Origin of the sequence: Spelaeicoccus albus (genome assembly GCF_013409065.1) — a bacterium.
Lineage (GTDB): Bacteria > Actinomycetota > Actinomycetes > Actinomycetales > Brevibacteriaceae > Spelaeicoccus > Spelaeicoccus albus.
Window position 1 is genome coordinate 3464414 of record NZ_JACBZP010000001.1, and the last position, 14106, is coordinate 3478519.

Genomic DNA, 14106 nt, shown 5'->3' on the forward strand with positions numbered 1-14106 from the left:
CTTGGAACAGGCGCTCAGACACCGAACGCGAGTCTTCAAACTTTCTCAAGGCTGCGACCGGCCGGCCCATGCCGTCTACGGTCGCGAATGCCGCGTGCACATGAATGATGCGCACCGACATACAAGATTACGTAATTATTACCGTCCGGGTCAAACCGAACTGGCGCAGGCGACGCGCCCGCACCGCGCGCTCACGGCTCGCGCATCGCCGCGGATCAGTCGCCGCGGTCAGTCGCCGCCCGGCGCAGACGGCCACGGCTCTCCCCCGCGACCGATGCGCTCATGGTGATGGATGACTTCGGCCACGATGAAGTTCAGGAACTTCTCGGCGAACTCGGGATCCAGGTGCGACTCTTCGGCCAATTCGCGCAACCGGGCCACCTGCTTCACTTCGCGCCCCGGATCGGCCGGCGGAACGTGGTTTTCGGCTTTGAGCCGGCCCACTGCTTGCGTGCACTTGAACCGTTCGGCAAGCATGTGAACGAGAGCCGCATCGATGTTGTCGATGCTCGAGCGCATCCGAATGAGTTTTTCGCGGACTTCGCCGTCGACGGACGCCACGGCGTCGCCGGCGACCGGAACGTCGTTATCGTTTTCGGCAGCTGAATCAGTCACGGCCCTAGTCTAATCGGTGCTGCCATTCCGACCGCAAAACGCCCATGACCACGGAGTCGTAGAACGCGCCGTCGACTATGCGCGCCTGCCGGAACCGTGCCTCCTCGGTGAATCCGAGTTTGCGCCCGACCGCGACCATCGGTTCATTACCCGACCAGGTGGCATAGTCCAGCCGGACGGCGCCGCGCATCGACGCGTTCGGATGGCCGAACAAAAACGTGGTCCAGAGTCTCAACGCCGACGTGCCGATCCCGTGCCCCCGGACGTCCGGGTCGTACACGGCAATCCCCATGCGCGGCCAGTTCGTCTCTTCGGACTCCCAATACCAGGTGACGACGCCCAGCAGCTCGTCCGGATTATCGGCGCCCGCAATGACAAGGCGATCGGGAAGTCCGGCAGGTTGCGGGGCCGGCGCCGCGCGGTGCATCTGCGTGCGCATCGCTTCGACCTCCGCGACGCTTGGTTTTGGATAGTACGGGGCATCCCACCGGTGCCATTCCTGGTGCGGCAGCAGCCAGTTGCACCACGGATCGATGTCACCGTCCTCCATGTCGCGAAGGATCACGCGATCGTCGCCGGCCCGAACCGCCATTGCCGTCCCGCCTCCCTTTTACCGCCCGTCCCCGAGCCGAGTGGTGGCGAATGGCGCTTTGCCTTTGCCGAGTGGTGGCGAATGGCTGCGAAATCAGCGTGTTATGTCGCAGGACACCGGTGACAGTTGTGTATCAGGACATCGGTGACAGTCCCTGCGGGTTTGGTGGTGACACTTCTCGGGTCGGATTGACGGGTGACGAAAAATGAGCCTGTTGATCCTGCTGTCCGTCTTGCAATTTCTCAGTGGCCTCGCGATGCCCCACGCGGTGCGGTCACGACGTTCTGTACTGAACACCAGATCTCACGCAAAACGTTCTACCAACTACGCGCTCGGGCACGCCGGGAAGGCCCCGCGGCCGTGCTGGAACCGAAGTCCCGTCGGCCAAAGACAAGTCCTTCCCAACTCGACGAACAGACGAAACAGCAAGCCGTGGACGTGCGTGGCGCGCTCGAACGCTCGGGCCTGGACCACGGACCGATCAGCGTGTTCGAGAAAATGAAAATGATGGGCCTGAAACCCCCGTCGGTAGCGTCCCTGGCCCGGCTCTTCCGGGAAAAGAACATCGCACGATCCGAACCGAAGAAAAAGCCACGCGCGGCCTACCGCAGATTTGTCTACCCCGCACCGAACGCGTGCTGGCAACTCGACGCGACCGCGTACGTCCTTACCGGCGGACGCACCTGCGTGATCTTCCAACTGCAAGATGATCACTCCCGACTCGCAGTCGCCACACATGTCGCCGACGGGGAAACGTCCGCCGCGGCTATCGCCGTGGTGACAAAGGGCATCACCGCGCACGGGGTCCCGCAACGACTCCTAACCGATAACGGGCTCGCCTTGAACCCGGCCCGCCGGGGCATCACCGGGCAACTCATCACGCACGTGAGCCGGCTAGGTATCGAGGCGATTACCGGCAAACCGTACAAGCCGACCACGCAAGGGAAGAATGAACGCTTCCACCAGACCCTTTTCCGATGGCTGGACAAGCAGCCACTGGCCGACTCGATCGAACAATTGCAAGAACTCGTCGATCAGTTCGACATCATCTACAACACCGAACGCTCCCATCAAGGCCTACCGGGCCGGATCACCCCGCAACAAGCCTGGGACGCGACCGACAAAGCCGTCGCACCACGGCCACGACCACGCGAAAACACCAGCAGCGGTGAAGCCACCCGCACTGTCTACGGCAAAGGCCAAGTCCACATCGATGGCGTCCGCTATCAGCTCGGCAAGCAATACATCGGACAACAAGCCCACGCGATCTGGGACCTCAACACGATCACGTTCTTCGACCGGCACGGAACCGAAATCATCAGCCACCCCAGACCCGACCCAGGAACGAATTACGTCGGCAACGGCAAGCCCCGCGGCTTCCTCAACAAGAACAACGAAAAACCGTGACCCTACCCCTGACACGCCGACTGTCACCGATGTCCTGAGACATCAACTGTCACCGATGTCCTGATACAAAACTGTCACCGATGTCCTGAGACAAGACAGCTGCGAAATCAGCGATTTCGCAGCCATTCGCCACCACTCGAGGACGGTGGTCAGCCATTCGCCACCACTTGGCGACGCGTTAGTCGGACTTCTCGGTTGATTCCATCCCCAGCATGATGACGGGCCCGGCCGGCTCGACCGGCTCCGCCTGCTTCTTCGGCGTATCCGCTTTCGGCGCACGCCGCGGACGACGTTTCGGCTCGGACTTGGTCATCACAACCGGCTTCGCACCGACGCCGAGCATCATTGGCGCATTGGGGTCGTCGGCCTGCGGCTCGCTGGGCGGCTCCGGCGCTCCGGCCACCGCAGCGGGCTCGGCGGGCTTATCGGCCTGCGGCTCGCTGGGCGGCTCCGGCGCTCCGGCCGGCGCAGCGGGCTCGGCGGGCTTATCGGCCTGCGGCTCGCTGGCCTTGCCGGAGCGGTTCTTGCCACTGCGCCGGCGGGACGACGATCCGGGCGTGCTCGCATTCGTTTCGGTGGCCGGCGTGTCGTCAGCTGTCGCCTCCGCCGATTCCCCATGGTGTTCGGAATGCGACTTCTTGGCGGCGGCCGCGACCTTTGCCAACGCTTCGCGGTTCGCTGCCGCCGCCTTTTCGGCTTCTTCGTCGCGTTCCTTCTCAGCCTTGTCGGCCTTCTCGTCCTTCTTGGATGTATCGGGCTGCTGGTCCTTGCGGCCGCGACGGCGGTTCGACTTCGAGTTGTTCGCGAAGATCGGGCTGACGTTCGCGCCGGGGCGCTTTTCGCTGGCCTCACCGGTCAAGATGATTCCGCGGCCGCCGCAATGCTCGCATGGCTCGCTGTAGGCTTCGACCAGCCCGGTGCCGATGCGCTTGCGCGTCATTTGCACGAGGCCGAGCGACGTCACCTCGGCAACCTGGTGCTTAGTGCGATCCCTGCCGAGGCACTCGATGAGCCGGCGCAGCACGAGGTCGCGGTTCGACTCGAGCACCATGTCGATGAAGTCGATCACGATGATGCCGCCGATGTCGCGCAGTCGCAGCTGACGGATGACTTCTTCGGCCGCTTCAAGGTTGTTCTTGGTGACGGTCTCCTCGAGGTTGCCCCCCGAGCCGGTGAACTTACCGGTATTGACGTCGACAACTGTCATGGCCTCGGTCCGATCGATGACCAGCGATCCGCCGGACGGCAGGTTGACCTTTCGGTCCAGCGCCTTCGTGATTTGTTCATCGATGCGATAGCTGGCAAAGATGTCCTCGTCGCTCTCCCAACGCTCCAAGCGCTCGGCCAGATCGGGCGCGACGGACTCGACGTATTCGGAGATCGTCGTCCACGCTTCGTCGCCGGAGATCGACAGTTTCTTGAAGTCTTCGTTGAACACGTCGCGGATCACGCGCACGGTCAGATCCGGTTCGCTGTACAGCAGTTCCGGAGCCAGCGTCGAATTCGCCGTCGACTTCTTCTGGATCTTTTCCCACCGCGAGGACAAACGTTCGACGTCGCGGGTCAACTCGTCCTCGCTGGCGCCCTCTGCGGCAGTGCGCACAATGACGCCGGCCTCGCTGGGCAAGGCCGAGCGGAGGATCTTCTTCAACCTCGAGCGCTCGGTGTCCGGCAGCTTACGCGAGATTCCGGTCATCGAGTTACCGGGGACGTAGACCAGGAAGCGTCCGGGCATCGAGATCTGCGACGTCAGCCGGGCCCCCTTGTGCCCGATCGGGTCCTTGGTCACCTGTACCAGAACCGGATCTCCCGGTTTCAGCGCTTGTTCGATGCGACGCGTCTTGCCCTGCATCGATACCGCGTCCCAATTGACCTCGCCGGCGTAGAGGACGGCGTTGCGGCCGCGGCCGATGTCGACGAACGCGGCTTCCATGCTCGGCAGCACGTTCTGCACCTTGCCCAGGTACACGTTGCCGATGAGCGACGCCTGCTGGTGCTGCGACACGTAATGTTCGACGACGAGTTTGTCTTCGAGCACGGCGATCTGGGTCAGGTCGCCGTGCTGGCGCACCACCATGTGACGGTCCACCGACTCGCGGCGCGCCAGGAACTCGGCTTCGGTGATGACTGGACGACGCCGTCCGGCTTCGCGACCCTCGCGCCTGCGCTGACGTTTGGCCTCGAGCCGGGTCGACCCCTTGACGCCCGACACCTCGTCGCTCTTGCCGGAGCGCCGCCCGCCGTCTTCGCCATCGCCGGAACGACGACGCCGACGTCGACGCTTACGCGATCCGCCGTCCGAATCGTCGTCGGAGTCGCTCGATTCGTCGGGCGAACTCTTGCCCGAGTCCTTGGAGGAGTCTTTCGAGGAGTCCTTCGACGAGTTCTGGTCGTCGGAATCCTTGTCCTTGTCGGATTTCTTCGAGGATTCCTTTGACGATTCCGACTCGTCGCCGGACTGCTCATTCGACTCGTTCTCGTCGTCTTTCGACTTGCCGCGCCGTCCGCGTCCGCCGCGACGACGGCGCGGACGCTTCTCGCCCGACTCGTCGTCCGATTCGTCAGTCGAGTCGTCCTGAGATTGCTCCTGCGGGGCCTGCTCGTCGCTGTTCTCGTCCGTGCCGTGATCGTCGTCGGCGTCGGTGTCATCCCGGCGCCGCTCTCGCACCGGCTGGGCGAATTCGACGGCGGGTGCCTGAAAGAGCAGGCCGGCCGGCGCATTTGCCGTGTTCAATCGCGTGGCCGGCTGGTCGGTGTCGTCCTCGGCCGGATCGACGTGCGCGTCGTCGTGCTGCGCGGCCGTACCGGCATCGTTCGACGACCGGTGTGAGGCAGCGAATTCCTCGGGAATGGCGAACGGATCGATCGCGGCCCTGCGGGCGCGTCGAGCGGACGGCTCGGTATCGTCCGATTCGGTGTGCTTGCCCTTCGCATGGGCCCGGGCGCCGGACGGCGTGTCCGCGGCGTGGGACTCGGCGGCGCCTTCGCCTGCGACATTCCCCGCGCTCTCGGCGCTCTCGGAATCGGCCGACGCCGGCTTCTTGGCGGATGACGACGGCTTCTTGGCAGTGCTCTTGCGCCGGGATGTCGTTGCCGGCTGCGAGGCACCCGAATCGGCCGACTCGGTTGCCTTCGCGGATGCCGCGCTCGGGGCTGCGTGCTCGGCTGCAAAGCTCTGCAGGTCGGCGAGAATGTCCGCTTGGACGTTCGAGTCTTTGATCTCCGGGTTTGCGACGTCGCTTGCGCCGGAGTCGGCCGACGCGGCTGCCGGTGCTCGGTCCGACGAGTTCGGCGTAGTTTCGGTGGTTTTGGGCTTACGCGACGTCCGTCGTTTTGGTGCGGACTGGCCGGTGGCGGCCGGCGTACCGGCGGTCTCGGTGTTGTTTTGCTGCTCGGTCGAGGTGGTCTGTTCGCTGTTGTCGGTATTATCGCCGGATTTCGCTCCGGCTGCTGAAACATCCCTGTCAGACATGTTCGGGTGCACTCCCGTCGCCCGGGGTCGCCGTCCACACTTCTCCCGGCGGCCCGCTGGGCCTTGTGGTGCCGGTGCCCGCAGACACCGACAAGAAGTCGATGAGTACAGGTGCGCTCGCGCTCAAATTTTCGCAGCGGTGGCGCGTTCCTGCCGGTGAGCGCTCGGTCCTGCGCCGTGGTCGGCTGTCAGTCGAAGCGTTCGTCACCGGGTCGTCGCGGCGAGTGTGGTGCGCCGTGCGACCACTGCCATTATGGCATAGCCCGGACGCCGTCCCCGACATTCACGCTTCTCGCAGCCGCATTCGTTACAGTGAGTGATGAATTTTCACTTGAATGGCGGCGGATGCTGCCGGGACGGATCACCAGGGTGGCAGCACGAGCGATAGACGAGTCCGACCGCAGCGATCTGCACATTCCCCGCACGTTGCGGCCGCGTGTGCTCGCGATCTTGATGATCGTCACGGGTGTCGTCGGCTGGTATTCGTCGTTCGCGCTGGTGATGGACAAGATCACTTTGTTGGAAAACCCCAAAGCGGCGCTGGGGTGCGATTTGAATCCGTTCATCTCGTGCGGCGACGTTCTCGGGCAGTGGCAGGCGTCGCTGTTCGGATTCCCCAACCCGATCATCGGCCTGGGCGCGTACATAGTGCCGATCATCATCGGCACGGCGGTGCTGGCCGGCGTCGAGTTTCCGCGCTGGATCTGGCTCGGGCTGAACATCGGCGTGTTGCTCGGGGCGGCCTTCATCACCTGGCTTTTCACGCAAAGCGTGTTCGCCATCGCCGTCCTGTGCCCGTGGTGCATGCTCGTGTGGTCGATGCAAATACCGCTGTTCGTCACCGTGACGTTGCACAATTCCGCCTACGGGCGGTTTGGCCGGGCTTCGACCAACGCGGCGGTCCGGGCGGTCACCTCGGCCCCGTGGACGATAGTTGCCCTATGGTATGCGGTGATCGTACTGAGCATCCTGTTCAAGTTCTGGGGCTACTGGTCGCGCTACCTGTAAACCGCCTCGGCGGTTTGCGAAGGCAACCGGCCGATCAGAGGTTGGGGAACCAGATGCCGATCTCACGGGTCGCCGATTCGGGCGAGTCCGATCCGTGCACGAGGTTTTGCTGCACTTTCACGCCCCAGTCTCGGCCCATGTCCCCGCGGATCGTACCGGGAGCGGCCTGAGTCGGATCGGTGGCTCCGGCCAGTGACCGGAATCCCGGAATGACGCCCTGGCCCTCGGCCACGATGGCCAGCACCGGCCCGGACTTCATGAAGTCGACAAGCGGCGCGTAAAACGGCTTGCCCTCATGCTCGGCATAGTGAGCGGCCAGCTCGGCGTCGGTCGCCGTTCGCAACTCCACGGCCACCAACTCGTAGCCCTTGGCTTCGATGCGGGCCAGGATCGCACCGGCCAGACCGCGCCGGACGCCGTCCGGCTTTACCAGGATCAAACTACGCTCGGGGTTCACAATTCTCCTTTGGGTTCAGTGGTGGGCATCGGCGCGCCGCCGGTTCACCTTATCCGGTCGTTCAAGGCGCGCGCATACGCAGCCTTCTCGCGATCAACACGGGCCCCGGACACGATGCCGAACACCCACGCCGCAGCAAAAAGAGCGCCGACCAGGAACATCATCGGGACGACGAAGCCGGCCGCGATCAAGCATAATTGCACGAGGTGGCCGAGGACGTAGCCGACCCGGCTCCGCAACAGCGCCGCGGCGATGATCGCCAGCAGCACGACCGCACCGCCGCCGATCGCGATATCGGCCACCGACGCCAGCTTGAGACCGAACGCCACAAGAGCGCCGAAGAAGACGACGAAGATCTCGAACGTCAATGTCGCAGCGGCGAACATCCGCTTCGTCGATTTCGTACGTACCTGCGGTTCGGCACCCCGCGCGCCTGCGCCGTCCGCGCCTGTGCCGTCAGTGCCTGTGCCGTCCGCGCCTGCACCGTCCGGCCGGCTCTGCTCGTCGGTCATCATGCGCCTCTCCCGAACAGGATGCGCGCATCCGCGACAGTCGTGATCGACCCGGTCACGACGACGCCGGCGCCGAGGTCCTCGCCGCGGTCGACCTCCTCGACCGCCCGCAACAGCGCATCGTCCAGCGTTGACACCTCGATCACTCGCGACTCGCCGAAGATCTCGATGGCGATCTCGGCCAAATCTGCGGGGTCGAGCGATCGCGGGGACGACGAACGCGTCACCACGACGGTGTCGAGGACCGGTTCGATGGCCGCCAAGAACTCCTCGGCGTTCTTGTCGGCGAGCATACCGACCACGCCGACGACGCGAGAGAACGCGAACGCTTCCTCGAGAGCGTCGGCTAGCACCGCCGCGCCGGCCGGATTGTGCGCGGCGTCGACGAGTACGGCGGGCGAACTGCGCACCAGTTCGAGCCGTCCGGGCGAGGTGACTGCCGCGAAACCCTCGGCCACGACGTCCGGGTCCAGATCGCGGTCACCACCGGTGAGAAACGCGTCCACGGCGGCCAGCGCCGAGGCGGCGTTGACCGATTGATGCGCGCCGTGCAGCGGTAAGAACACGTCCTCGAACTCGCGCGACAGGCCCTTGAGCGTCAGCAACTGTCCTCCGACGGCCGGGTCCCGGCGGACGAGCCCGTAGTCGGCGCCCTCGTGCACGCCGCGGGCTCCGACGGCTCCGATGCGGGCGTTCAACACGGCCGCGGCCTCCTCCGGTTGCGCCGCGACCACGACGGTCGGCGGCGCCGCAAGGACGGGCGACGAGCCGGCGTCCTTGATGATGCCGGCCTTCTCGCCGGCGATGAGCGTCAACGTGTCGCCCAAATACTGCTGGTGATCGTACGAGATCGGCATCACGACGTCGACTTGGCCGTCGGCGACGTTCGTCGCGTCCCACAGGCCGCCCATCCCGACTTCGAGCACTGCGACTTCGACAGGGGCATCGGCGAATGCCGCAAATGCCAATGCGGCAAGAACCTCGAAATACGTGAGCTTGTTCTCGCCGGCCGCGCTCAGATCGGCGTCCGTGAGTTCCAGGAACGGTTTGACCTCGCTGTAGACGCGCACGAAGTCGTCGGCGCCGATCGGCTCGCCATCGATACTGATGCGTTCGGTCACCGAGCTCAAATGCGGACTCGTGAACCGGCCGACGCGCAATTCGTGCGCACCGAGCAGCGCATCGATCATCCGCGCCGTCGACGTCTTGCCGTTCGTACCGGTGACGTGGATGACCGGATAGGCCCGCTCCGGATTGCCGAGCATGTCGAGCAGCCGCGCCATCGGCTCGATACGCGGCTCCACCTTGTTTTCCGGCGCGCGGGCCAGCAGTTCCCGGTAGACCTCGTCGACTTTCTTCTTATCGGCGGCGGCCTGCCGCGCTGCGTCCTCACGCTTTCCCGGGGGCACGTACCCGTGCCCGGTCTCTCGGGCCATCAGTCAGACTCCCGTCCGTTCGGTTTTTGTCACTGCGATCCATACCCGGCTGCCGTCGCCCACTTCGACGCCCTTGCCGTCGCCCGACCCGGTCTCGACGGCCAGGTCGGCGGTGAGCGTCTCGGCAGTGACCAAATCCGTGTGTCGGGTCACTGCCGTCGTCACGGCGTCATCTGCCGTGAGAGTCAAATCAATTCTGTCGCTCACGTCGAGTCCCGCGTCGCGACGAGCTTGCTGGATGGCGCGGACGACATCGCGTGCGATGCCCTCGGCGGCCAAGTCGTCGTTCACGGAGGTGTCGAGCGCGACGAACCCGCCCGACGACAACAGCGCAACGGCCCGGTCATCGTCGCCGGCAGCCTGGTCGACAACTGTTTCGAGCGTGTATTCGCCCTCGTGCAACTCGATCCCGCCGGACGTGACCGATCCGCCGGACGACGTCCAGTCACCGGTTTTCGATCCTTTGATGGCTTGTTGCACGCTCTTGCCCAACCGCGGTCCGGCTGCCCGGGCGTTGACCGTGAGCTTGTCGGTCAAGGTGAATCCGGCAGCCTCTCTATCCGCCAGCCCGAGAACCTCGACCTGACGCACGTTGAGCTCGTCCGCGATGACCGAAGTGAACTCGCCGGTCAGACCTTCGGGCTCGGGCACGACGACCGTCAGCTTCGCCAGCGGCAGCCGGACGCGCAAATTCTCGGCCTTGCGCAAGCTGGACGCGACCGAGCAGATCTCGCGAGTGGCGTCCATCCGGTCGACGAGTTCGAAGTCCGTGCCGAATTGCTCGCCCGTCGGATAATCGGTCAAGTGCACGCTTCGGGCGCCGGTCAGCCCGCGGTAGATCTCTTCCGTAGTCATCGGCAGCAGCGGTGCCGCGACTCGGCAAAACGCCTCGAGGCAGGTGAACAGGGTGTCGAACGACGGCCGGGTGTCCGCGCCGCCGTCCCAAAACCTGCGTCGGGAGCGACGCACGTACCAATTGGTGAGCATGTCGAGGTAGTCACGCACCGATTCGCACGCGCCCGAGATGTCGTACTTGTCCTGCTGGCTTTGCACTGTCTCGACGAGCGTCTGCGTCTTCGTCAGCAGGTACCTGTCGAGCACTTCGGTCGACTCGGCACCGAGCTTCGCCAGATACCCGGACGTCGCGCCGTCCGCCGCGTCCGCAGCATTGGCATAGGTGGCGAAGAAGTGCCACGTGTTCCACAGCGGCAACAGCACCTGCCGGACGCCGTCCCGGATGCCCTGTTCGGTCACGATCAGGTTGCCGCCGCGCAAGATGGGCGAAGACATCAAGAACCATCGCATGGCATCGGAGCCGTCACGATCGAACACTTCGTTCACGTCCGGGTAGTTGCGCAACGACTTCGACATCTTCAGCCCGTCGCTGCCCAGCACCGTGCCGTGGCAAATGACCGACCGGAACGCCGGCTTGTCGAAGATCGCGGTGGCCAGCACGTGCAGCATGTAGAACCAGCCGCGTGTCTGGCCGATGTATTCGACGATGAAGTCGCCCGGATAGTGGTGTTCGAACCAGTCGGCCGATTCGAACGGATAGTGCACTTGGGCGTACGGCATGGATCCGGAATCGAACCATACGTCGAACACGTCGGTGACGCGCCGCATTGTGGACTTACCCGTAGGATCGTCCGGGTTCGGCCGGGTCAGCTCGTCGATGAACGGCCTGTGCAAGTCGGTCGGCCGCACGCCGAAATCGGCTTCGATCTCGTCGAGCGACCCGTATACGTCGGTCCGCGGATATTCGGGATCGTCCGAAACCCAGATCGGGATCGGCGTGCCCCAAAAACGGTTCCGCGAGATCGACCAGTCCCGGGCGTTCGCCAGCCAGTTGCCGAACTGTCCGTCCTTCACGTTTTCCGGCACCCAGGTGATGTCCTGGTTCAATTCGACCATCCGGTCACGGAACTTCGTCACCGAGACGAACCAGCTCTCGACGGCCCGGTAGATGAGCGGGTTGCGGCAACGCCAGCAGTGCGGATACGAGTGCTCGTACGTCTCATGCCGCACCAGGACGGTGCCGCGGCCCTCGACCGGGCCCGTGTGGTTCTTTAAATCGCGAATGATCGCCGCGTTGGCGTCGAACACCAGTTGCCCGGCGTAATCGGGCACGCGGGAATCGAACTCGCCGCGTTCGTCGACCGGTCGTACCGCAGTGATGCCGTATCGGTCGGTCAGGGCCTTGTCTTCTTCACCAAAGGCCGGCGACTGGTGCACGATTCCGGTGCCGTCGTCCACAGTGACGAAATCAGCGGCCAAGATGGTGTGCATCTTCTCGCCGAACTCGGCTTGCCGGTCTTCGAAATAGCCGAACGGCGGGGCGTAGCGACGGCCGACCAACTCGGTGCCCTTGAATGATTCGGTGACTATCGCGTTCGGCCCGAGTTCCTTTTCATAGGCGTGCATGCGCGCTTCGGCCAGGATGACCTTTTCGCCGGACAGCGGCGAATCGGTACCCGGCTCGATCAGGACGTAATCGACGTCCGGATTCACCGCCATGGCCTGGTTGCTCGGCACCGTCCAGGGCGTCGTCGTCCAGATGAGGGCGAGTTCACCGGTGCTCAGGCGATAGCCGATCGTCACGGCGGGATCCTGGCGCGATTGGTACACGTCGTCGTCCATGCGCAATTCGTGGTTGGACAGCGGCGTTTGATCGCGCCAGCAATACGGAAGTACTCGATAGCCTTCGTAAACCAGCCCTTTGTCCCAGAGCTGTTTGAAGCCCCAGATGACCGACTCCATGTACTCGATGTTGAGAGTCTTGTAGTCGTTCTCGAAGTCGACCCAGCGCCCTTGCCGGGTGACGTACTCCTGCCATTCGTCGGTATAGCGCAACACCGATTCGCGGCAGGCCGCATTGAACGCAGCGATACCCATGGTGTCGATCTGCGATTTGTCGGTGATGCCGAGCTGCCGTTCGGCCTCCAGTTCGGCCGGGAGCCCGTGGGTGTCCCAGCCAAAGCGACGTTCCACCCGCCGTCCGCGCATCGTTTGGTAGCGCGGGACGACGTCCTTGGCGTATCCGGTGAGCAGGTGGCCATAGTGCGGCAGTCCGTTGGCAAAGGGAGGGCCGTCGTAAAAGACGAATTCGTTGCTGCCGTCGTTCCCGGCATCGCGCGCTTCGACGCTTGCCCGGAACGTGCCGTCGGCATCCCAGTACTTCAGGATGCGCGCCTCGATCTCCGGAAAGCGCGGGCTCGCCGCTACTGCGCCGGTTTCACCGGTGGTGGCCATCGGGTAGTTCATTCGTCCTCGCTATTGTCCGCAGTAAACTGTCCGCCGCGCGTGCGACGATCGGTGCAAGGACGACGCGCCGGCCTCTCGGCAGTGCGCCGCGGTACCACCCCGCTTGCCCGGTTCGCCGCTTGGACGGTTTCGGGCCGCTCATCAGTGCGCGTTGACGGGCGCTCCCGTCCGGTTCTACCGGGCATGGTCGGCGGGGCCGGCCGTGCCGTTCTTCCGGAGGCTCCCCGGTGATGGCCGGATCGATGCCTGTAGGCACAATTCTATCCCGGCATGTCCAATCGGTATCGCGGGCGGCTTCCCCCTCCGCCGAGTGGTGGTGAATGGCTGCGAAATCAACGATTTCGCAGCCATTCACCACCACTCGGCGCGGGCGGCCAGCCATTCACCACCACTCGGCGCGGGCGGCCAGCCATTCACCACCACTCGGCGCGGGTAGGTTCGAGCTAGAGCCCGACCCCGCGTGCCACTTTGTGCTGAGCGGCCTGGGCGATGGGCCGCATCACCATGAGGTCGATGTTCACGTGGTGCGGACGGGTGAGGGTCCACACGATGGCGTCGGCGATGTCGTCGGCGGTCAACGGCTTCTCGACGCCCTCGTACACCTTGGCCGCCTTGGCCGTGTCGCCGCCGAACCGGTTGAGGGAAAACTCATCGGTGGCCACCATGCCCGGCGCGATCTCGATGACGCGGATCGGCTCGCCGGCCAGCTCGAGACGCAGGGTCTCGGCAATCACCGTGGCACCGTGTTTGGCTGCCACGTACCCGCCGCCGCCCTCGTAGGACACGCGACCGGCCGTCGAGGACAGGATGAGCACATCGCCTTGCCCGGATTCGCGCAACGCCGGCAGCAATCCCTGCGTCACGCGAAGCACGCCGAGCACGTTCACGTCGTACATCGCCTGCCAGTCATCGATGCTGCCGGTTTCCACGGGGTCCGAACCGATGGCGCCGCCGGCGATATTCAGCACGGCATGCACCGGGCCGCCCGCAGTGACATCGGCAATCAACCGCTCGACGTCGCCGTCCTTGGTCACGTCCGCCACGATCGCCTGCGCGCCGGTCTCGGCCGCAAGCGACTCGAGTTTGTCGGCACGGCGAGCGACAGCCACGACCTCCCAACCCGCAGCGCGCAGTTTGCGGACGCTCGACGCGCCCATTCCCGAGCTCGCGCCCGTGACGACTGCGCGCCGGGTTCCCGTCGTCGACTCGTTCTCGGTCATGGATAAGTCCCTTCTCATCGGCTCTTTGTCGGCCCTGGCCCTTCGAGTCTGCCACGCCGTGCGCGTCGACGGTAGCGGTCATTGCGGGCTGGTTTTCGCCTTCCACGACGTCATGGGAAGATTTAG

Annotated in this window: 9 protein-coding genes and 1 pseudogene; 2 read left to right on the top strand and 8 right to left on the bottom strand. The window is 64.6% G+C overall.

Going from position 1 to position 14106, the window contains the following annotated elements; genetic code table 11:
* Window positions 1-228 precede the first annotated feature (228 nt).
* Together BJY26_RS16025 and BJY26_RS16030 are read right to left on the bottom strand one after the other, a co-directional pair.
* Window positions 229-561, bottom strand: coding sequence for a chorismate mutase (locus tag BJY26_RS16025; protein ID WP_237248758.1), 333 nt, complete (start codon window positions 559-561; stop codon window positions 229-231).
* Window positions 562-619: 58 nt separating this feature from the next.
* Window positions 620-1207 carry a GNAT family N-acetyltransferase gene (locus BJY26_RS16030; protein WP_179429187.1) on the bottom strand — a complete coding sequence of 196 codons (588 nt, stop codon included), beginning with the start codon at window positions 1205-1207 and terminating at the stop codon, window positions 620-622.
* A 195-nt stretch (window positions 1208-1402) separates the two neighbouring features.
* Between BJY26_RS16030 and BJY26_RS16035 the strand changes: the two are divergent.
* Window positions 1403-2335, top strand: a pseudogene (locus BJY26_RS16035) (integrase core domain-containing protein); the annotation flags it as partial.
* A 457-nt stretch (window positions 2336-2792) separates the two neighbouring features.
* Here the strand turns inward: BJY26_RS16035 and BJY26_RS16040 are convergent.
* A complete protein-coding gene (locus BJY26_RS16040; protein ID WP_179429188.1) occupies window positions 2793-6086 on the bottom strand; it encodes an Rne/Rng family ribonuclease in 3294 nt (1097 codons plus the stop codon).
* Between the two features lie 312 nt (window positions 6087-6398).
* Here BJY26_RS16040 and BJY26_RS16045 point away from each other — a divergent pair, with 312 nt between their 5' ends.
* Complete coding sequence (locus BJY26_RS16045; protein ID WP_237249132.1) at window positions 6399-7094, top strand: vitamin K epoxide reductase family protein; 696 nt, start codon at window positions 6399-6401, stop codon at window positions 7092-7094.
* Window positions 7095-7128: 34 nt separating this feature from the next.
* On the opposite strand, the gene ndk is transcribed toward BJY26_RS16045, so the two are convergent.
* The 5 genes from ndk to BJY26_RS16070 form a co-directional block, all read right to left on the bottom strand.
* A complete protein-coding gene (gene ndk / locus BJY26_RS16050; RefSeq protein ID WP_372465389.1) occupies window positions 7129-7551 on the bottom strand; it encodes a nucleoside-diphosphate kinase in 423 nt (140 codons plus the stop codon).
* Between the two features lie 44 nt (window positions 7552-7595).
* Window positions 7596-8066, bottom strand: coding sequence for a DUF4233 domain-containing protein (locus BJY26_RS16055; protein ID WP_237249131.1), 471 nt, complete (start codon window positions 8064-8066; stop codon window positions 7596-7598).
* A complete protein-coding gene (locus BJY26_RS16060; protein WP_179429189.1) occupies window positions 8063-9499 on the bottom strand; it encodes a bifunctional folylpolyglutamate synthase/dihydrofolate synthase in 1437 nt (478 codons plus the stop codon). Before BJY26_RS16060 ends, BJY26_RS16055 begins: the two co-directional genes overlap by 4 nt.
* Before the next feature lie 3 nt (window positions 9500-9502).
* On the bottom strand, window positions 9503-12760 hold the full coding sequence (gene ileS / locus BJY26_RS16065; protein WP_179429190.1) for an isoleucine--tRNA ligase: 3258 nt from the start codon (window positions 12758-12760) through the stop codon (window positions 9503-9505).
* Window positions 12761-13203: 443 nt separating this feature from the next.
* Window positions 13204-13980, bottom strand: coding sequence for an SDR family oxidoreductase (locus tag BJY26_RS16070; RefSeq protein ID WP_179429191.1), 777 nt, complete (start codon window positions 13978-13980; stop codon window positions 13204-13206).
* Window positions 13981-14106: the final 126 nt, after the last annotated feature.

Excerpts from the sequence above, each read along its gene's own strand:
- BJY26_RS16070 (WP_179429191.1), bottom strand. The coding sequence starts at position 13,980 with ATGACCGAGAACGAGTCGACGACGGGAACCCGGCGCGCAGTCGTCACG.
- BJY26_RS16055 (WP_237249131.1), bottom strand. The coding sequence starts at position 8,066 with ATGATGACCGACGAGCAGAGCCGGCCGGACGGTGCAGGCGCGGACGGC.
- BJY26_RS16040 (WP_179429188.1), bottom strand. The coding sequence starts at position 6,086 with ATGTCTGACAGGGATGTTTCAGCAGCCGGAGCGAAATCCGGCGATAAT.
- ileS (WP_179429190.1), bottom strand. The coding sequence starts at position 12,760 with ATGAACTACCCGATGGCCACCACCGGTGAAACCGGCGCAGTAGCGGCG.
- BJY26_RS16030 (WP_179429187.1), bottom strand. The coding sequence starts at position 1,207 with ATGGCGGTTCGGGCCGGCGACGATCGCGTGATCCTTCGCGACATGGAG.
- BJY26_RS16060 (WP_179429189.1), bottom strand. The coding sequence starts at position 9,499 with ATGGCCCGAGAGACCGGGCACGGGTACGTGCCCCCGGGAAAGCGTGAG.